This window comes from Paenibacillus sp. FSL R5-0345, from assembly GCF_000758585.1.
Lineage (GTDB): Bacteria > Bacillota > Bacilli > Paenibacillales > Paenibacillaceae > Paenibacillus_AQ.
On record NZ_CP009281.1, the window covers coordinates 1035432 to 1054516 of the forward strand.

Below are 19085 nucleotides of genomic sequence, written 5' to 3' on the forward strand. Positions count from 1 at the left end.
TTTTTATGCTTTAAGTTGCTTCTAAATAAAATGGAGACCTGACATATAAGGTAAGGGAATTGCCTCTGACTCCCCCGAGGGATCAGAGGTGTGAAGCGGACTCGCTGGATCAAAGAGCAGCGATATCAGCTCCTTGTCGTCCTGGACGGACGACAAGTCGTGACCCTTGCGGCAGCCTTCGGTCTGCCGCAAAAGCGCTGCCCGGTCTGCGATGCAGACCGTCCCGCTGTTCGCGCCGGCGCTTAAGGAGGCGTCGGCCTCACGCAGGAGCGCGAGCAAGCCGCGCTCCTGCCACGGCACCGGCACCTGCAGCGCGCCTACGCCGCCGCACAGTGCCGCCTTGGCCAGCAGCGCCGCTACCGCGCTCGGCTGGCCGGCCCATTCCACCGCCGTCGCCGTGCTCGGCGCGGGCACATCTGCCGCCGCTGGCACAGCCACCGCGGCGAACCCCTCGATGCTGCCGTCCCGAACGGCTACGAGTGTGCGCTGGGCTAAGCCCAGCACACCCGCGTAAGCCTCGGTCCCCAGCAGCAGCGCCAGCTCACCCGGACTATACACATGTCCGGTATCGCGTTCATTCAGCAGCCGGTTGACGGCGAAGAAGTCGCCCGGCTGCATCGGCCGCAGGGTCCATTCTTCCCCTGCTGCGGCTGCAAGTGCCTGAGCCGAGCCTTCGTTCAGCTCGGCAAATTGCGTACCTCCGAACGGTACGCATCCTGCTCGGGTGTACAGTGAGCGATCACCCGAGACAAAAATCAGCGATGCGCCCGCTTCCGCAGCATGGGCCTGGCATTTCTCCAGTAGCTGACCGGCTAGTCCTTGTCCACGAAATGCAGGTGCGGTGCAGACTGCACCTATGGAAAATACATTCAGAATAGCATCACCAGTTTTGATCGTAGAGGGTACGAGTCCCATGAAAGCTGCAACCGTTCCGTCCTCGGTAATAGCCGCATACGAATGACTGAGTCCCGGGCGGAAAATAAGTGGAAACAGTTCTTTCATTGAAATGGCACCCGGTTCACGAAAGATGGAATCTGCAAGCAGAGCTGCTTGATCCAGCTCCGCAGGTTTAATTAATCTCAATTGCATAACATTCAGCCTCCTATATGTACACACGATGGGGAGAAAGCATTTACATAAAGTATAAGGCCAGGGGAATGAAATCTCCAATCTTGTTTATATTATTCAATGTCTCAAAAGGATATGGATAAGGGTAATAAAGTACATAAATAAGGAAGCTTCTTATATTTTAAGCTAGAAGTGAAAGGGAAGTGAATAATCGGTGTCCCAACTTGCAGATAATATTATATTATTACTGGCTGCGCTCCTGCTTGTAGGCGTATTTTCCACCAAGTTCTCCACTAAATTTGGAATGCCGGCTTTAGTGCTGTTCCTTGCTGCGGGTATGGTGCTGAGCCAATTTATTTTTTTTAACAATGCTTCCTTAACACAAATGGCCGGGATCTTCGCACTGGTTGTCATTCTATTCGAGGGGGGGATGCAGACGAATATTAAGGATATTAAGCCTGTTATTCGTCCAGCATTATCCTTATCAACGGTAGGCGTAATAATGACGACAGTCATCGTAGGGGTATTCGCCAAGCTAATTCTCGATGTGTCATGGGCAGAAAGCTTTCTGTTTGGAGCGATCGTTGGATCGACAGATGCGGCTGCAGTCTTCTCGGTTCTTGGCGGTAAGAACATTGATAAACGTTTGACCTCTACGTTAGAAGCGGAATCAGGAAGTAACGATCCAATGGCGGTTTTCTTAACCGTATCGCTGATCGAATGGATACAGCATCCGGATATCGCGATATGGGGGCTTTTGTTGTCTTTTATATGGGAGATGGGAATTGGCTTAGTACTGGGTTTTGTGCTGGGTAAGATCGCAGTTTACTGCATCAATCGAATTAATCTGGATTCAACAGGTCTTTATCCGGTAATGGCTATTGGTTTTGCTGTTCTGACCTATGGTTTATCTGCATGGGTACACAGCAGCGGATTGCTGGCTGTTTATGTTATGGGCCTTACTCTTGGCAATTCCGAGCTCATGTATCACCGTACCATTATGAATTTTAGTCACGGCTTTGCTTGGATGATGCAAATATTCATGTTCATCCTGCTGGGCTTGTTAGTATTTCCTCAGGAACTGGCGGAAGTGGCTTGGCAAGGCATCTTGTTATCCGTCATTCTGATGGTTGTAGCAAGGCCAATCGGTGTATTTATAAGCCTGCATTTTTCCAAATTCTCAATTCGTGAAAAGACATTGATTTCTTGGGCCGGACTACGTGGAGCCGTTCCGATTGTGTTAGCGACTTATCCGCTGCTGGCTGATCTGCCACACGGACGACTATTCTTTAATGTTGTATTCTTTGTCGTGCTGACCTCGGCGGTGATTCAGGGAACTAGTATTTCACCGCTAGCTTCCCGATTAAAGCTTGTGGGGCAAGAAGATTCAGATCAGCCTTCACTGATGGAGCTGGTTGCTCTTGGCAAGACAGACTCGGAGTTCAATCATATTGGAATTAATCCTAATATGCCGATTGCTGGACAGAAAATTTCAGAAATAGGTCTGCCAGACGATATCTTATTTACGGCAATTATCCGCAACAAAAAGATTGTCACCCCTCATGGCAGTACTGTTATTGAGCCTGGGGATACTGTGTATGTACTAAGTCCAAAGAGCAAACGCGATGAGATGAGGGCTTTCTTCCGCAGTAGAAAAGGAAAGACCGCGGAGGAGGATGTTTCCTTAATCTAAAGAAGAGGACCTTTTTTCCAAAGTGTGACACACATAATAGGCCTAATAACATAAGTTGTGCTAGAATCGGCACAATATATATAATCTCCAGAATAGTTGCAAAACGCAAAAGAGTGTGTTAAATTGTATATAGATTTAGAACGAGTCTAAATACAATTACAATAAATGAACCATAGGAGGTTTTATTAATGACAACACAACTAAAGAGCCATACTGAACTGCAAGCTGCATTGAACCGCCAAACCGCAAACTGGTTCCTGCTCGGAGTAAAGCTTCATCATTATCACTGGTATGTTAGCGGATCTCAATTCTTTACACTGCATGAGAAGTTTGAAGAGTTATACAATGAAGCTGCAGGTTATGCGGATGATTTGGCTGAGCGTTTGCTTTCTATTGGTGGACAACCAGCCTCCACGATGAAGCAATATCTTGAACTGTCCGACCTACAAGAAGCACGCGGTGGCGAAGATGCTAAGGGTATGGTGCTCGAGCTCGTTAGAGACTTTAAGACGGTTGCTAAAGAACTGCAAGAAGCAATTGCAGCTGCAGAAGAACTAGGTGATCAACCAACTGCGGATCTGTTGATTGGCATCAGAAGCAGCATTGAGAAACATGCTTGGATGCTGAATGCTTTTATCGGTTAAGACAATCCCCTTATAAGGGATAGAACATACAAAGAGCGCCTGCGTATCGTTAACGCATGGCGCTCTTTCTTTTGAATACTTCTATTTAATAAATACTCCACCAAATGGCACGGCTTCGCGCAGGAATCGTTTAATAATACCATCATCGTTATTATCTCTTTCAAATCGGCGATTCTGGCGTCCAGCTTGAAAAAGCACAGGTCCATGGCCCGTCATCTTCCAGTGATAACTCATATGCTGGCTAGCTAAATGGTTGCCGTAAACGGTAAGCTCCAGCTTCGCGTTCTCAGGATAGGCAATTATGCTGCCTGCATCCACATAGAGTGGATTGTACGGATGAAGCTCAGCTTCACAAACCGTTCCTTCAGTCAGTATGCCAATGATACCATTACCCGTAAATTTAACCTTCACAATATCTCTTGTAACGAGCACATTCTTCATACTCAGTACCCGTGTATTCATCGTAACTCCTTCACTGTAGAAGAAGAGATGTTTAAAGTCGTACAACAAATCGCTCTTACCATCAAGCTGTAGAATCTTTACCCGATAACCCGGTGGAAGGGCGGCGACAAAATGGCAAGGACCAGACATATCTGAACGAATTAACTTTTGCTTGCGATAGATGCCCTTCACATCCATAAATCTGTCTGCTCGTCCAGTGGCAGGCCCTTGATAAGCGATAATTTGCTGTGGGTGCAGCACATGAACCTCTTCCTTCTCCACGAGAGTGAAGGCTACGGCTTGTCCGCTCCCGCTGTCGCTTTCATCTTGGACATCGATGTTCATATTTCATCTCCCTCATGCTGTAGGCGTTAGCTTTACTAAATGTTCAAGATTAGCGCAGACGGTCTCCTTTTCTAGAACGGTGAAGCATGCTGAAACGGATAATCCGGATGAGTATAAAATACCCTAGAATCAGACCGATCCCCGTAAAAATAGTCACTTTAATTTTATGAAAATATTCTTCGCGTGCGGTCCGGTCATTTTGCAATGCATCAACCATCTGCGTCAGTTGGCGATTCTGTTCCTGCAGGGCTTCGTTCTGTGTCCGGTAGGCTTCCATTTCCTGCATGGTATTCGCAAGCTTATCTTTAGCTTGCTGTAGCTCTTCTGCTGTCTGCTGAAATCCTTCTTTCAATTCATTGACTTCGTTTGGAAGCTCAGAGAAACTTTTGAATCCATTATAGATATCACTGAATATATTGGCTTTTGCTACTGGAGCTGGAAGAGCTATGGAAAAGGTCAGCAGAAGCAGGAGCGAACATAACAGCTGTAGATATTTACGGTATTTATGTTGTTTCATCTATATAATCACCACCCGATTTAGGCTTTTTATTTCTTTTATTTTAACACAGCTTGACAGCTTCTGACAGCGTACGCTAAGCGTGAATGGTGTATCTAGTGTCAGTAATATTTGCCTGCTAGATACGATGTTGCACTTCCTTATAGAGCTCTATTTGGCTGAGTCTTCATGATTGAGAAGAGGGACTATTTATCGTATACTTTGGACGGGAAGGGGCTGCTGCGAAATGAATAAATGGCTTAAGACAATGTTATTTTTGGTCGGATCTGCTTTTTTGACGAGGTTGATTCCGTTCTCATCTTTGTTTCGGAATTTAGACACGATGATACATGAATTTGGTCATGCGCTGGTGACTTTACTGTTGTCAGGCAGTGTGCTGCGGATTGAGCTATACGCGGACCATAGCGGTGTCACTTATTCAGCTATTCAAGATGGAGGCAGAGCGATTCTGGTATCGCTGTCCGGTTATTTGCTGGCATCCTTATTCGCATTGCTGCTCTTCTATCTCTATAGTAAAGGACGGCATGACTGGGGTCTTATCTTGGCTACTACGGTTGCATTGATGATGCTGTTAATGTACGTTCGGGGAAGCTTCGGAATGATGTGGTTGAGTGGGTTTATTGCGCTGAACGTTTTAATGCTGGTGGTTTGGAAAAAGGCCAGCAAATTTTATTATCTGTTATTAGCTTTTTTGACCTTGGAAGAGTCTGTAATGGGGAGTTTATTTCTGGTATACGCCGCCGTTGTATCCCCGTCTCGCGCGGGAGATGCCAGTAATCTGGCAAGGATGACTTCGGTGCCGGCCATATTTTGGGCAATCCTATTTTTTATGTTTTCTCTGCTTTGCGCCAAATGGGCGCTGGGCCTATTTTTTAAGCGGGAACGAGTGCAGCCTAAACTTCAGAGCCGTTAAAGATAAAAAGCTTAAAATTTTCGTCATAAACAGACAAAAGGGGTTATTTTTGTGAGAGTCAGTCTACTTAGTATGTAGAATGGCTCTTTTTTTGTCGATAATATAGAACCGAACATACATTCCATGACATGGAGTTGTCCGCCATTATTGGTACATTAATAGAAGACCCAAAAAAAGAAAGAGGTGGAAAATATGATGGAAAGTATTCATCCTACATTTACGTGGGGTCAAGATCGTATTTTTGCAGGTGGCAATCGCGATGCTGTTTTGCTTGTCGAATGGAAAGGAAATATGCCTTCAGAACATAGCCGACCTATGAGCCATAAGGTGGTAGCACGTGATATTGAACTACAAGTTTGGCTTGAGCCGCATCTAACTTTTAAGCGCTGTTATGGATGTGAGATGGAGGCTGGAGAAGGTCATTCGCTCTTGCTTAAACTTGGCAAAATAAAAACAGGACAACGCAAATTCATAGGGCTGGAGTTCAGTACCTCTAGTTCTGTAGCCGGTAAATATGAGGCGCTCTCCCTACAATGGAAGTATAAAAAGCCAACTGTAGAGCGTGTTCGTGAACTCCCTGTGAAGGTGCTTGAGCTGGAGTACGCGCATCATACCCGCATTCTGAGCGATACTTGCTGCTTTTATGTTGAGAAGCATCTGGAACTGCTAAAGACGTCTGAAACGGTTGAGGAGGCTGCTGCGTTACGAAATAAAGGACAGTATAGTGAAGCTCGGGAGAAGCTCAATCGTCATGCGGATAAGCTTTTGCTGCTCGCGGTACGCTCTGGAGATCCTTTGCTGCTGAAAGAGGCTGAAATGTTGTATAAGCAGATAGGTTTCGAGCATCAGCTTCGTAGTAAAGCCGTTGGTGGTATTTAATATAGGACATGCTGATCGGGGATGCACATAAACGAAAAAAGACCTATACATAAATTGGATTTTCAAGCGGATTCGGCGGAAAATATTCAGAAGAATTGTAATATAAAATGTGGTAACATAGTAAAAAAGTTCTATCACAATTTACTTTTTTTCATAAAATAATGGGTCTATTTAACCATAAATCAAGGGGAACTGAATATGACAGACCGATTAATCCGACTGATGCGCATTATTACACTTGTTCAAGCCAAGCCAGGGATATTAGCCCGTGAATTGGCGGAACGCTGCGGCAACAGCGAGAGAACGATATACCGGGATATGGACGCGCTTAGCGCCATGCATATTCCCATAACCCACCTGGGGCATGGAAAAGGTTATGCTTTTATTGGGAATTTTGCACTCTATCCCTTGGATTGGTCGGAAGAAGAAGCAACCGCATTTTCGCAATTACGCTATATTATGAAAGATATAAAACCGGTACTACCTATAGATTTTGAAAGCGCGTATGAAAAAGTAGTCGCAGCTGAATATAAACGGAAGGCGGAAAGAGAAGAAACAATAGAACGTGCAAGAAGAGAAGTAGGGGTGGGGTGGGCAGAAAGGAACAGTTCGCAGATGGAACAACACTCTTTTCTTACTCCGATCCTGGAGGCTTTATTAAAGCAAAAGAGTATACAAGCGAATTATAGTGAAAATGCATTAGAAGAGAAAGGGATCACTATTGATCCTTATTGTCTGGTCCCGCTGGAAAGTCGTTTTCATCTCATAGGATTTTGTCATCGCCAGGGTGTTATTCGTACATATCATATCAACGATTTTTCTAATGTGAAGCCATTAAATCGTTTTTTTTCGAAGGAAGCATTTGATGTGCAAGCCTTTATGAAGCAGAAATGGTCACTCGATCGGGATAGTTTACAGGTAGAATTCAAAGTGAAATTCTCGGAACGGATAATGGAAGGAATTAAGAAGGACGAATTGCCTTTTAAGCCAAGTAAAGTGGATCGTCAAGCTAGATGCTTTCACTTTAAGGTTTCAGTGGAACAAGATATAGGATTTGTCCGCTGGATTAAGAGATTTGAAGAGGAAGCGGAAATCATTGAACCGTACTATTATCGTGAAGTAATCAGGCAGCAGTTGGAAAAATGGAGTTCGCACTATAAATAGTGATACGCTCATTTGACCTTCGTTCAATTCGAAAGATGGGGTGCTTGTGCAACCATTTAAATGGTTGCCGGAGGCATCCTTTTTTTGCGAGTAGGTCGAAGATGTAATCCTTTATAACTCTCTAATCATAACAATATATAACTAAACATAACTAAACACAACTCAATCTATAGAAAATCGAAAAAACGTATGCTAGAATAGCATCTACATATATACATATGAAAATGGGAGGAATGGAAATGTTTAAGAAATGGTCAATCCGGATCTTTGGCGCATTAGCAATTTTTTTGGTTGTGAATTTATCTGCGGGCGCAGTGGTAGAGGTAGAGGCAGCCGCCAAGAAGACAGAGATTATAGTATCGGCTGCAGCCAGCTTGCAGGATAGTTTAGATAAAATGGCGCTTCTCTATGAGAAGAAGCATCCCGATATTGATTTGGTCTTTAATTATGCTGCATCCGGCACATTACAGAAGCAGATTGAACAAGGTGCTCCGGCTGATCTATTCTTCTCTGCCGGGGATAAACAGATGAATGCGTTAGTGGATGCTGGACTGATCTCTGACCATAAGGTGCTGCTTAAGAATCAGTTGGTTCTGGTCGTCCCTTCGAATTCAAAAGCTTCATTAAATACGATCACTCAGCTTACGGACAAATCGTTTAAGAAGATAGCGGTAGGACAGCCTGAATCTGTACCCGCAGGCCAATACGCTCAGCAATCGTTAACTGCGAAGAAGGTATGGGATACGCTGCAGAACAAGCTTGTATTCGCGAAGGATGTCCGTCAGGTTCTTTCTTACGTCGAAACGGGGAATGTCGATGCAGGCTTTGTCTATAAGACAGATGCATTGACTTCGAAGAAGACGAAGATTGCTCTTACCGTGGGTCCGCATGTTCACAAAGCCATTAATTATCCGGCAGGTATCGTGAAGAATTCGAAGAATCAGAAGGAAGCTAAGGAATTTTACAGTTATCTTCAGAGCAAGGAAGCCAGTGATATTTTTACAAGCTATGGCTTCTTGCTTCCTTAATATGAAATCATGAGTAGAAGCGGGGTGAATAAGGATGGAAATAAACTGGACTGATTTCTTCGCCCCGGTATGGCTTTCCATTAAAATATCAGTAATTACCAGTATTATTGTGTTCATTCTGGCAACAGCTGCAGCGAAGGCTATGGCAGGTCGGAAATTCCCAGGTTATACCTTGGTCGAGACTGTAATGCTACTCCCTCTCGTATTGCCGCCGACCGTTGTAGGATTTGTTCTGTTGGTCGTTTTAGGTCGACGCAGCTGGATTGGCAGATGGTATGAACAGATGACGGAGCATACGATTCTCTTCACATGGGGGGCTGCGGTTATCGCCGCGGTTGTTGTAGCCTTTCCTCTCGTCTACCGCACGGTGAAGGCGGGCTTTGAAGGCGTGGAAGCGGATCTTGAAGATGCGGCGCGTGCACAGGGAGCGAGTGAACTTCAGGTACTGCGATTTGTCACATTGCCCCTTGCAGGTCGCTCACTAGCTGCAGGGTATGTGCTGGGTTTTGCTAGAGGGCTGGGAGAATTCGGTGCTACGATCATGGTAGCTGGTAATATTCCTGGCCGTACACAGACTGTTCCTACAGCGATCTATGTCGCGGTGGATGGCGGCAACATGACGCTTGCTTGGATGTGGGTGTCCTCCATCATTGTTATGTCTGCTGTGATGTTGATGTTTGTGAACCGGCGTACTTAATTTGGGGCGTGAGAAGTGGCTCCGCGAACGGACTGTTAATCCATCATTCATTAGAAAAATAAAGGAGCTATTCTCCGGTAATTTGGAGAATAGCTCCTTTGTACTTTTAACGGATGTACCCTTTTTATCAAGTCTCGTAAATAATCGTCCCTGTTTCCGTGAGATCGTATCCGTGAATGGACCCAAGCTCACTTTGAAAGGCTGGCGAGCGCAAAATATCAATCACAGCGGTGATCCACTGCTCATGCTCCGGTTTCTTTAGCATTACGAGATCATAACACTCTTGAATCAAGGGGATGAAATCAATGCCGTCGACAATTTTGGCAGCTTTTTCGGTACCGATGGCCACATCGGCTTCTCCTCGTGCCACTTTACCAGCGACCGCTAAATGGCTATTCTCTTCCTGCTCATATCCAGATAGGCTTGCAGCAGGAATGCCGTGCAATCGAAGTTGTTCATCCAATAAGACGCGTGCGCCTGCGCCTCGTTCTCTATTGATCAGTGTAAGTCCATCCTGTTGGAGATGAGACCACTCATGGAGACCTCTAGGGTTTCCCTTTTGAACATATAATCCTGCACTCCGAGTCAACAGACGGACTACAACATAAGGGAAGCCCACAAGTATTTTACGGATATAGGGAAGGTTATATTCTCCAGTATCGCCGTCGAGCAGATGAGTACTAACGATGTCCGATTCTCCATGATACATGGCAATTAAACTATCGAGACTACCCGCGTAGGAACGAAGTGGGCGCTCAGTAGGCAAGGAACGTTCCAAATATGTGGCTAGAATATCGAGTGACATATCCTGACCCGTAATCACGAGGCTCTGTCCTGCAGCTTTACTGTTAACGTGGCCAGAATGTGAGGCAACTTGAGTTAGATTCGCCCCAGCAAAAGTCAGTGGTAATGTCGATGGGGCAATGCCACTCCGGGTATTTTGTTTGTAAGCTTCTAAATCGGATTGATCGACTCGCATCTGTTTTCCTACACGGTAGGAGGGAAGCTCCCCTTTTTTGATCAGGTCATATACTTTTAATTTAGAGATCTTTAGTAAGCGTGCGATTTCCTCAGCCGTATAGGATGTATTATCAGACATGATAAAAGCCTCCAGAACTTCATAATAGGACAAGACTACCTTATTTTGAAGTCCTGTGCAATTAGGCTATTGTGGTTTACCCGCCTGCTGTGTGTTGGATAATTTGATCAATTCTGATACGGTGACAAATCGATAACCTTGCTTTTCTAATTCCGGTAAAATAATTTTAAGCGCTTCTCTGGTCTGAGATTGACCATGTACATGGTCATGAAACAGAACGATGTCGCCATTATGTGCATTTCGAATAACCTTATTCGCGATACTCTGAACCCCAGGGCGATTCCAGTCCCGTGTATCCTGATGCCAGGACCATAAAATAGGCTTTAATCCCATATTATTCGAAATATCAACTAGTGTCTCATCATACATTCCACCTGGAGGTCTGAACAAAGAGCTATGCTTTCCAGAGACCTTTATAATTTCTTCCTCAGTTAATTTCAGCTCTCGCTCAAACTGGGCCTTATTAATAGGTTTTCTAAAATAAACGTGATTGTAGGTATGGTTAGCTAATTCATGCCCTTCGGAAATGACTCGTTTCGCCACATCTGGATATGTTGCAATTCTTTTTCCAATAGCAAAAAAGGTGCATTTTGCATGATATTGACTCAATACCTTTAATATTTGATCGGTTTCAGAAGGGTCAGGACCGTCATCAAACGTCAATGCAATCACTTTTTGGTTAGTATGTACTTCCCAAATCATGTCTCCTCTTTTTTCGTAGTAGTCGCGGTTTTTACTTGGGCTACCTAGAGCAGAGTTCGTGAAGCATAACAAGAGAGAGAGGGTAGTCATCATAATTTTGCTGCTAGTTTTCATGAATTCACCTGTTTTTTTTATTTTAGAATGCTCCTTTGAATGGTCAAAATATTCATAGTTTCAGTTTTGCAAAGACAATCAGCCTTTTTTCATGTTCTTTCTTCTTTCTGCTATATCTGCCTGTGCAAGTAATAAGATTCATTCTAGCTTCAGTAGACTTTCCGAAAATTCGTTCCAAGGGTGCTTCAGCAGTATTGAAGATTTCTACAGACTCTACAATATAAGTTAGTTTTCGTCCGTCTGAATTAGAGACGGTAATTTCATCACCATGCTTGAGCTTTTTGAGTTTGAAAAAGACAGCTGGACCTATATAACTGTCCACATGTCCGTCTATAATTACATTGCCCTTTGCACCTGGCAAAATTCCTGGGTATAGAATTCCGGCAATATTGGTGTCTGTAGGGACGTCCATTTGTCCATCAGAGAGCAAAGTAACCGGTTCTATTTTGGCGCTTACCTTAATCGCTGGAATGTTTAGCTGAGTAGGCATAATAGGTTTGGGTAATGATGGTTTAATATTAATATCATTCTTTCGAATAGCTGTAGTAGGAGTTATTATCATTTCTTGTTGCTTTGTTTGCAACGGCTTAGTTTCTGGACTGCTTTCCTGTGAGTGTGAGTCATTACAACTGGCAGTGGTTAAAGTGATGACAATCAAGATTAATGAATATATCCATTTTTTCATGTTTAAGAAAAGAAAGAGGGGATTCCCCCTCTTTCATCCTCCCTATTCAGTTTGTTCGCTAGCACCGCCGTGGCCTGTTTTTGGCATTTTAGTTGCTTTCATTTGAATGCTTTTAGTTTTAATGCTTTTTGCTTTTAAGCTCTTAGCCTTCATGCTCTTTGCATGAATTCCTTTAGTGGAGTGACTCTTCATATTCATTTTCTTTTCATGCATTTTATGTTCTTTTTCTTTCTTTATTTTCTCAGCATGTACTTTTTTCTCATGTTTCGTTTCGACTGGTGCAGCGGAAGCCGCAGAAGCAACGGATAGCATTAAGCAAGTGGATAAAAGAGCTACGGACAATTTCTTCATAATCATTTAGTGGATTCCTCCTAGATGTTTTTTCCCTACGAAGATTAATATCTCCATTTCAGTTGCTTTTAGATTGGTGGATTACTTCCATTGGAGTTTGGGATTGGCATAGCAATTGTATTTTGATGTGAAAATTGTTATGAAAATGCCTTATAATGAAGTTCAATATACAGACATTTGGTTAGGGGTGGGAATATGACACTTATTGAGAAAAGAGAACACCGGCAGTATCCGGAAATTACCCGCCTAGAAACGTCGAGAGCTGCTTATGAGCGTGATTACTCACGCTTGATTCATTCGCCTACTTTTCGTAGGCTGCAAGGCAAATCTCAAGTGTTCGGGGCTGGCACGGGTGATTATTACCGGACACGCCTAACTCATTCACTTGAAGTCGCACAAATTGCTCGAGAGGCAGCGAAAAGTCTGCTTAGATCTTACCCAGAGGTGGAGACAAGTAAGGCGGAGAATCCGGGGCTTGTTATAGATCCAGAGGTCGTAGAATGCGCGGCCATAGCACACGACTTTGGTCATCCGCCCTTCGGTCATAAAGGGGAAGAGGTGCTGGATAGCATACTGGAGCAGCTAATTGAAAAAAAGACGAATGAGGCTGCACAACAAGCTGGTGCAACGGGTGCTGATAAGTTGTTCATTCATGAGCAGATGAAGCAGCGCTATGAACATTTTGAAGGCAACGCTCATAACTTTCGATTGATTATGTTTCTAGAGAAGCGTGAGAACATTGATGGACTAAATCTGTCGGATGCCGTGCTCCTCGGAGTTAACAAATATCCTTTTCCCGGCACCTCGTTAAAAAAGGGGATGTACCTTCATGAGTGGGCATATATTTCGGAGATTCGCAAAGAGTGGGGAATCCCGGCAGGGAAGAAAACGTTGGAAGCTCAACTGATGGACCTTTGCGACGATATCGCCTATTCTGCACATGATTTGGAGGATGGAATTAAGGCTGGAAAGATTGAAGTGCATGAACACTTTATGCATGATTCCTATATTCAACGACTAATCGTGGAGAAGATCACAACGTTAGAGGATTTCTTTTGGAAGGGTTGGGAGGAGGAAGGTATTCGCGCTAAGGTTGAAGAGGTGCTTAGTTCATTTCTTAGAGTATGGATGGAAAAGATGCCAACTTGCGAGAATGACTATTCCAGAACTCGGCGTGAAGTTAAGGCTTATTGGGTAAGCACCTTTGTTGCAAGTTTAGGTGTGATTCCTGATGGAGACTGGAAGAAGGTCACCTTTATAAAGGAAGGAAAAGAAGATGAGGATATGCTGCGGACCGTAAGCGTGCTGAAAAGCTTTGCTTGGGTTACGATGATTCGTGATCTACGTGTGCAGCGGCTACAGAAGCGTAGTGAGTGGATTTTACGCCGTTTATGGGGAGCTTTTCTTGATCCGCAGACGTCCAAAGCCATTATTCCCTCAGATTGGCTGCAACGCTTCGAGAAAGATCAGAAACAAGCCAATCCCATCTGGACTTGGGAACATATGGTGATTGATTATATCGCAGGGATGACGGATGCCTTTGCTGAAAAAATATATAATGAGCTATATGGATTGAAAGTCGGATCGATTTATGATTTGGATTAAATAAAGGTGAAGATTAAAGCAGGTCTCCAATGAATTGGAGACCTGTTTTTTTGTCTTTTGGTGAACCATAAATATTTTGTTAGTATTTTGTTAGCTATTCTTTAAATGTATAAATGCCAATTAACCCGCTTAACGACTCTATTTTCTAACAAAACTATTATTTTTGTGAATAAGTTATTGTTAATATAGGTGTTTGGTGCTAATATAATAACTAAATTGTTATTGGAAATAAATTGGGAGGTTGATAAAGAAGTCGAGTTTTGTACTTGAACAAAATGAAAACCTTTACAAAACAGGAGGTAAATTGAATGAAGAGGTTCAAAAAAAGCTTGATTCTATTTCTTACAGCAATAATGCTTGTTACAATGGCTGCACCTGCGTTAGCTAACGGAAAAACAAAAGAAAACCTCAAGACGCACTGGGCTGGAGAAAGTGTAGATAAGTGGCAAGGTAACGGTGTTGTTCAAGGTTATCCGGACGGTTCTTTTAAGCCGGATCATAAAGTTACGCGTGCTGAGCTTGTAAGTATCATTAATAAGCTATTTGGATTTAGCACTCTTTCGGAAACGTCATTCTCGGATGTGCCTGCTAAAGCTTGGTATGCAAGCGCTTTATCTATTGCGAAGCAAGCTGGTTATTATAAAGGTTTTCCTGACAATAAAGCGAAAGCGGATGCTGAAGTCACTCGTCAAGATGCTGCAACATTACTTGCTTCTGTTTTTTCACTGGAGCCAGGGACTAAAGTGAGTACCTTTGCAGATCAAGCATCCATCAGCGTTTATGCTAAAGATGCGATCGGGGCATTGAGCGGAATTCTATCCGGCTATCCAGACGGTACATTTCGTCCAAACGACTCGATTACAAGAGCAGAGGTAGTTACTATCGTGGACAGATTGGTTAGCGGCTACTACAATACAGCGGGTACATTCACTGGAGGAGATATCCAAGGGAATGTTGTCATTAACCGTAGTGGGGTTGAACTTAAGAATGCGGCTGTCTCAGGTAATCTTTATTTAACCTCCGGGATAGGTAATGGTGAGGGTGTTTTAGAGGATGCAACTGTGAAAGGTAATGTTTTTGTATCTGGTGGTGGAGAGCATTCGATTCATTTGAAAAACTCTAAATTGGCTTCTGTAAAAGTGAATCGTCCTGAAGGGAAAGTACGGGTCGTTGTAGATGGCGGGACAGTAATCACTCAGTTGACTATTGATAGCGTTTCTATTATAGAAGTAGGTTCAGGTTCTATAATTGATCAGCTTGTGATTGGTAGTGCTGCTACGGGAACATTGATTACAACTAAAGGTACCATTAGTAAGCTTGTAGTAGGTGCTTCCTCTGTTGTCTTGAATGGAGTGACTTTAGTAGCGGGAACATACACTGTGAAGGATGGAGTTCTTGTTGGACAAGGAACAAGCACGCCAGCACCTGGTGGCTCAGGGGGTACGGGTATAGCGCCTACAGCAACACCAGTACCGACGATTACTCCAGAACCTACGGCAACAGTTGCTCCAACGGCAACACCGGAAGCTGGAATTCATATCGTTGACGTTGATGCATCGGCCGCTACCAAATCGCTGTTTGCTTATCTGGACAGCATGAGCGGCAAACAGATCATGTTCGGGCATCAGCATGATACTACTGTCTCTTTTGCTGGTAAGGATAAGAATGGAAATGTTATTTCTGACGTATACAGCTCCACCGGTGATTATCCTGCAGTTTTTGGTTGGGATACACTTAGCTTAGATGGATATGAGAATCCTCCTGGAGTTAGCGGAGATTATGAAGCGAGTAGATTAGGACTATCCGCTGCCATGAAGCAGGCACATGATTTGGGTGGTATTGTGACGCTAAGTACACATCCTTATAACATGGTGACGGGTGGAGATTTTAAGGATACTAGTAATACTCCGGGAGCGAGTCATTCGGTGGTATCGCGTATATTGCCGGGCGGAGATAAGAATGGAGAGCTTAATAAATACCTCGATCGTATCGCTAATTTTGCCAATAATCTAAAAGATGATGAGGGCGACCTGATTCCGGTCCTGTTCCGACCTTTCCATGAACAAAACGGAGGTTGGTTCTGGTGGGGTGCGGCTACAACGACGAAGAGTGAATACGCGGAACTGTACAGATATACAGTTGAATACCTGCGCGATGTTAAGGGCGTTCATAACTTCCTTTATGTCTTCTCACCAAACGGATCTTTTAATGGAAATGAAAGTGAATATTTAACGACTTATCCAGGTGATCAGTTTGTTGATATTCTTGGAATGGACCAGTATGACAATAAGGAGAATGCCGGTTCGGAAGCTTTCCTGGGTGGTCTTGTTAAAGACCTTAAGATGATTTCTCAGCTTGCTCAAGACAAAGGTAAGATTGTTACCCTATCTGAATATGGTTATAGTGCTGCTGGTATGAAAACAACAGGCAATAATGAGCTGGAATGGTTCACTAAAGTATTAAATGCGATCAAGGCTGACCCTGATGCGGCAAAAATATCGTATATGCTGACTTGGGCAAACTTCGGTGAAGGTAATAATCTGTATGTTCCTTATAAGAATGTTCCTAACAAAGCAGATCATGAGTTGCTTCCCGATTTTGTGAATTTCTATAAAGATGATTTCACGGCTTTTGCGAGTGATGTGAAAGATGATAATAAGTACAATCTCGAGGTTGAAGTAGCAGGAAAGAAACCTTTCATGCACATCGTAACTCCAAATAATATCAGTACAATAACAGATGCCGTAACCGTCATTCGGGCCAAGGTATTAAATGCAGTGCCTAGCAAAGTGACTTATACTGTGGCTGATTCTGGAGTAGAGGTGGAAATGACGCTAGGTGCGGATGGTTACTATAGCGCTTCATGGCAGCCAGACGCTGGTCTCAACGGCAGTTCAACTGAGATTACAGTGAGAGCATACGGAACCGGAGATGCTACTCTTACGCAAACTAACTCCGTATTCTTAAAAATCAATGAAGTGCCAATAAAAGTGATTACTTTTGATACGGAGAAGGATTTGGAGCAAATCCAAAACAATGGTACTTGGTCTGGGCTTACAAATAACGCAGAAACGATCAAGACTGTATTACAACATGCGTCACTTGATGCTGACGGTAAGCTCGTTATTAACATTACAGAAGGGCTATCCGACGAGGATACTTGGCAGGAACTGAAGCTGCAATTGAATGATCTGGCGCTGGATGGAGTAGATCTCTCCCAAGTTACACGTGTGAAGTTCACAGTGTTGATTGCTGAGACTGCACAAAATGGGGCTAACAATGCTGCGGTACGCAGTGTGATTCAGTTGCCGCCAGATTGGGATACGAAGTATGGCATGGACTCATCCTATAAATCTTTGTCCGATTTAGAGAAAGTTATCGTAGATGGAACACAATATTATAAATTTGATGTTTCGATTGATCTGGATAATGCCGCTAAATCAGCGGAAGCGACAGGACTAGCAATATCTATTGTTGGCAGTGGTTTGGAAGTCGAAGGTGAATTGCCAATCTACGTAGATCAAATCGGTCTTTATAATACGTATACTGCTCCTGTTGCTGATAAGGCGCTGGTGGATAATTTTGAAGCTTATGGCTCCAGTAATGAAGCTTTAGCAGCGAAATATCCTAAGGCTGGTGGAGATGATGTGAGCGTATCTTTAAGTACTGAGCATAAAGCATCCGGGGATTACGGGATGCAGTTGCACTATACGATTAATAATGCAGGTTATACCGGAGTAGGTAAAAGTCTTGGTTCATTGGACTGGTCCGACTATAATGCACTCAGTATGTGGGTAGCTTCTGATGGAGACAACGCTTATGCTGAGAAAGGTGAGCCGCTTAAGCTAGTAGTACAGCTTGTCATTGATGGAGGATATTTCGAAGCTTATCCGGTCATTAATCCTGACAAGAACGGTAAAATAGTACTAAGTCTGAAGAATTTGACTGAGATGAGCTGGGGAAAAGCCGGAGAGCTTACTCAGGAAAGACTGAAGCAAGTTCAGAGCTTCAATTTGTATGTGAATGCGATGGACGGACAGAGCCACGAAGGTTCGCTTTACTTTGATGATATTCAAGCGGTTTATGATGGGACACTTCCGGATATGTCGGAAGAAGGAAATGGAGGTTCACAGGGACATGCGCCCGGCGTGTTATACGCCTTCACTAAACAATCTGATATTGCAGGGTGGGTTATAGACCACTCGTCTGCCAATGCTCAGCTTCCAGTATTTGATGCCAATGAAGAAGCGATAGGCGTACAATTCGATTTGATTAATACCGGTAATAATGCAAATGGCAGCTCCAAAGAATCCTTTGAACTTGCTATTAATCCTGAGAAGCTAAATATCACAGGGTTGGATTCAATCAGTGCTAAGATTAAGCTTTCGGGTGGTACAGCTAAAGCGCGTCTGTTCATCAAGACAGGTGCGGACTGGAAATGGACCGATAGTGGCAATCCTGTTCTTGTAGAATCAACGGGTTATACGACATTATCTATCTCACTACCGACCGCAGGAGTAGACTTGGCTGCTGTGAAGACGATTGGGATTATCATTGAAGAAGTTTCCAATGATGGAGGAACTTCGAATCTATATCTGAAGGAAGTATCTCTGGAGAAAGCTGTCCCAGCTGTTCATTATGGCTTCGAAACAGGAAATGAAGGCTGGTCCTTGAATTCTGGTTCAGCTACAGTATCTTCTGATGTGTATGCGGAAGGGAAGCAATCTTTGAAACTTGATTTCACATGGAACGGAGAGGATAAAGATCCTTTTATAGCAGTCTCAAAAGCAGCTGCTCTTGATCTGAGCTCATTCTCTAAGCTTGCTGCTAAAATTAGAATCGTCTCCGATCATCCTGACGTACAAGCTAAGCTGTATCTTCAATTAGGAGGCTATGCAGTATGGGTAGATTCGGGTGCTAAGATAGCTTCTCAAGATGGATTCACGGAGTTCACAATTGATCTCAGCAATCTATCTCTTGAGAATTTGAAAAAAGTAGACGCTATTGGCATTCAGTTTGTTACACCTTCTACAGCTGGTACGGCTACAGCTTATATTGACGAGATTATAGCTTCTAAATAAGAGCACTGCGATTTATGTGTGAAATAAGGGTCCCTGCTATCCATTAGGATTGTCCTAAT

At 43.8% G+C, this 19085-nt stretch carries 16 protein-coding genes; 9 read left to right on the plus strand and 7 right to left on the minus strand.

What is annotated here, in order from left to right:
• Positions 1 to 21 precede the first annotated feature (21 nt).
• Complete coding sequence (locus R50345_RS04520) at positions 22 to 1089, minus strand: GNAT family N-acetyltransferase (RefSeq protein ID WP_042124454.1); 1068 nt, start codon at positions 1087 to 1089, stop codon at positions 22 to 24.
• A 193-nt stretch (positions 1090 to 1282) separates the two neighbouring features.
• Here R50345_RS04520 and R50345_RS04525 point away from each other — a divergent pair, with 193 nt between their 5' ends.
• A complete protein-coding gene (locus tag R50345_RS04525) occupies positions 1283 to 2761 on the plus strand; it encodes a potassium/proton antiporter (RefSeq protein WP_042124457.1) in 1479 nt (492 codons plus the stop codon).
• Positions 2762 to 2949: 188 nt separating this feature from the next.
• Positions 2950 to 3405 carry a Dps family protein gene (locus R50345_RS04530; RefSeq protein ID WP_042124459.1) on the plus strand — a complete coding sequence of 152 codons (456 nt, stop codon included), beginning with the start codon at positions 2950 to 2952 and terminating at the stop codon, positions 3403 to 3405.
• 81 nt (positions 3406 to 3486) lie between these two features.
• On the opposite strand, the gene R50345_RS04535 is transcribed toward R50345_RS04530, so the two are convergent.
• Positions 3487 to 4191 carry an AIM24 family protein gene (locus R50345_RS04535; protein ID WP_042124461.1) on the minus strand — a complete coding sequence of 235 codons (705 nt, stop codon included), beginning with the start codon at positions 4189 to 4191 and terminating at the stop codon, positions 3487 to 3489.
• Positions 4192 to 4240: 49 nt separating this feature from the next.
• Positions 4241 to 4708, minus strand: a complete 468-nt coding sequence (locus R50345_RS04540; RefSeq protein ID WP_042124464.1) for a DUF3450 domain-containing protein — start codon at positions 4706 to 4708, stop codon at positions 4241 to 4243.
• Between the two features lie 226 nt (positions 4709 to 4934).
• Between R50345_RS04540 and R50345_RS04545 the strand changes: the two genes are divergently transcribed.
• The 5 genes from R50345_RS04545 (at position 4935) to modB (ending at position 9389) form a co-directional block, all read left to right on the plus strand.
• A complete protein-coding gene (locus R50345_RS04545; RefSeq protein ID WP_042124466.1) occupies positions 4935 to 5621 on the plus strand; it encodes a M50 family metallopeptidase in 687 nt (228 codons plus the stop codon).
• A gap of 192 nt (positions 5622 to 5813) precedes the next feature.
• A complete protein-coding gene (locus R50345_RS04550; protein ID WP_042124468.1) occupies positions 5814 to 6500 on the plus strand; it encodes a hypothetical protein in 687 nt (228 codons plus the stop codon).
• A 198-nt stretch (positions 6501 to 6698) separates the two neighbouring features.
• Complete coding sequence (locus tag R50345_RS04555; protein ID WP_042124470.1) at positions 6699 to 7664, plus strand: helix-turn-helix transcriptional regulator; 966 nt, start codon at positions 6699 to 6701, stop codon at positions 7662 to 7664.
• A gap of 239 nt (positions 7665 to 7903) precedes the next feature.
• A complete protein-coding gene (gene modA / locus R50345_RS04560) occupies positions 7904 to 8692 on the plus strand; it encodes a molybdate ABC transporter substrate-binding protein (protein ID WP_042124472.1) in 789 nt (262 codons plus the stop codon).
• A gap of 34 nt (positions 8693 to 8726) precedes the next feature.
• Entirely contained in the window at positions 8727 to 9389 is a 663-nt protein-coding gene (gene modB, locus R50345_RS04565; RefSeq protein WP_042124473.1) for a molybdate ABC transporter permease subunit, read from the plus strand.
• 127 nt (positions 9390 to 9516) lie between these two features.
• Here modB and R50345_RS04570 read toward each other — a convergent pair whose 3' ends face one another.
• The 4 genes from R50345_RS04570 to R50345_RS04585 form a co-directional block, all read right to left on the minus strand.
• Positions 9517 to 10488, minus strand: a complete 972-nt coding sequence (locus R50345_RS04570) for a helix-turn-helix transcriptional regulator (protein ID WP_042124475.1) — start codon at positions 10486 to 10488, stop codon at positions 9517 to 9519.
• 66 nt (positions 10489 to 10554) lie between these two features.
• Positions 10555 to 11304, minus strand: coding sequence for a polysaccharide deacetylase family protein (locus tag R50345_RS04575; RefSeq protein WP_052414462.1), 750 nt, complete (start codon positions 11302 to 11304; stop codon positions 10555 to 10557).
• Between the two features lie 52 nt (positions 11305 to 11356).
• Complete coding sequence (locus tag R50345_RS04580; protein WP_042124477.1) at positions 11357 to 11989, minus strand: class F sortase; 633 nt, start codon at positions 11987 to 11989, stop codon at positions 11357 to 11359.
• Positions 11990 to 12031: 42 nt separating this feature from the next.
• A complete protein-coding gene (locus R50345_RS04585) occupies positions 12032 to 12346 on the minus strand; it encodes a hypothetical protein (RefSeq protein WP_052414463.1) in 315 nt (104 codons plus the stop codon).
• Between the two features lie 189 nt (positions 12347 to 12535).
• Between R50345_RS04585 and R50345_RS04590 the strand changes: the two genes are divergently transcribed.
• Positions 12536 to 13945 (plus strand): deoxyguanosinetriphosphate triphosphohydrolase family protein, encoded by a 1410-nt coding sequence (locus R50345_RS04590; RefSeq protein WP_042124479.1) that lies wholly within the window; start codon positions 12536 to 12538, stop codon positions 13943 to 13945.
• A 308-nt stretch (positions 13946 to 14253) separates the two neighbouring features.
• Entirely contained in the window at positions 14254 to 19026 is a 4773-nt protein-coding gene (locus tag R50345_RS04595) for a glycosyl hydrolase (protein ID WP_052414464.1), read from the plus strand.
• Positions 19027 to 19085: the final 59 nt, after the last annotated feature.

Excerpts from the sequence above, each read along its gene's own strand:
- R50345_RS04520 (WP_042124454.1), bottom strand. The coding sequence starts at position 1,089 with ATGCAATTGAGATTAATTAAACCTGCGGAGCTGGATCAAGCAGCTCTG.
- R50345_RS04530 (WP_042124459.1), top strand. The coding sequence starts at position 2,950 with ATGACAACACAACTAAAGAGCCATACTGAACTGCAAGCTGCATTGAAC.
- R50345_RS04535 (WP_042124461.1), bottom strand. The coding sequence starts at position 4,191 with ATGAACATCGATGTCCAAGATGAAAGCGACAGCGGGAGCGGACAAGCC.
- R50345_RS04540 (WP_042124464.1), bottom strand. The coding sequence starts at position 4,708 with ATGAAACAACATAAATACCGTAAATATCTACAGCTGTTATGTTCGCTC.
- R50345_RS04545 (WP_042124466.1), top strand. The coding sequence starts at position 4,935 with ATGAATAAATGGCTTAAGACAATGTTATTTTTGGTCGGATCTGCTTTT.
- R50345_RS04550 (WP_042124468.1), top strand. The coding sequence starts at position 5,814 with ATGATGGAAAGTATTCATCCTACATTTACGTGGGGTCAAGATCGTATT.
- R50345_RS04555 (WP_042124470.1), top strand. The coding sequence starts at position 6,699 with ATGACAGACCGATTAATCCGACTGATGCGCATTATTACACTTGTTCAA.
- modA (WP_042124472.1), top strand. The coding sequence starts at position 7,904 with ATGTTTAAGAAATGGTCAATCCGGATCTTTGGCGCATTAGCAATTTTT.
- modB (WP_042124473.1), top strand. The coding sequence starts at position 8,727 with ATGGAAATAAACTGGACTGATTTCTTCGCCCCGGTATGGCTTTCCATT.
- R50345_RS04570 (WP_042124475.1), bottom strand. The coding sequence starts at position 10,488 with ATGTCTGATAATACATCCTATACGGCTGAGGAAATCGCACGCTTACTA.
- R50345_RS04575 (WP_052414462.1), bottom strand. The coding sequence starts at position 11,304 with ATGAAAACTAGCAGCAAAATTATGATGACTACCCTCTCTCTCTTGTTA.
- R50345_RS04580 (WP_042124477.1), bottom strand. The coding sequence starts at position 11,989 with ATGAAAAAATGGATATATTCATTAATCTTGATTGTCATCACTTTAACC.
- R50345_RS04585 (WP_052414463.1), bottom strand. The coding sequence starts at position 12,346 with ATGATTATGAAGAAATTGTCCGTAGCTCTTTTATCCACTTGCTTAATG.
- R50345_RS04590 (WP_042124479.1), top strand. The coding sequence starts at position 12,536 with ATGACACTTATTGAGAAAAGAGAACACCGGCAGTATCCGGAAATTACC.
- R50345_RS04595 (WP_052414464.1), top strand. The coding sequence starts at position 14,254 with ATGAAGAGGTTCAAAAAAAGCTTGATTCTATTTCTTACAGCAATAATG.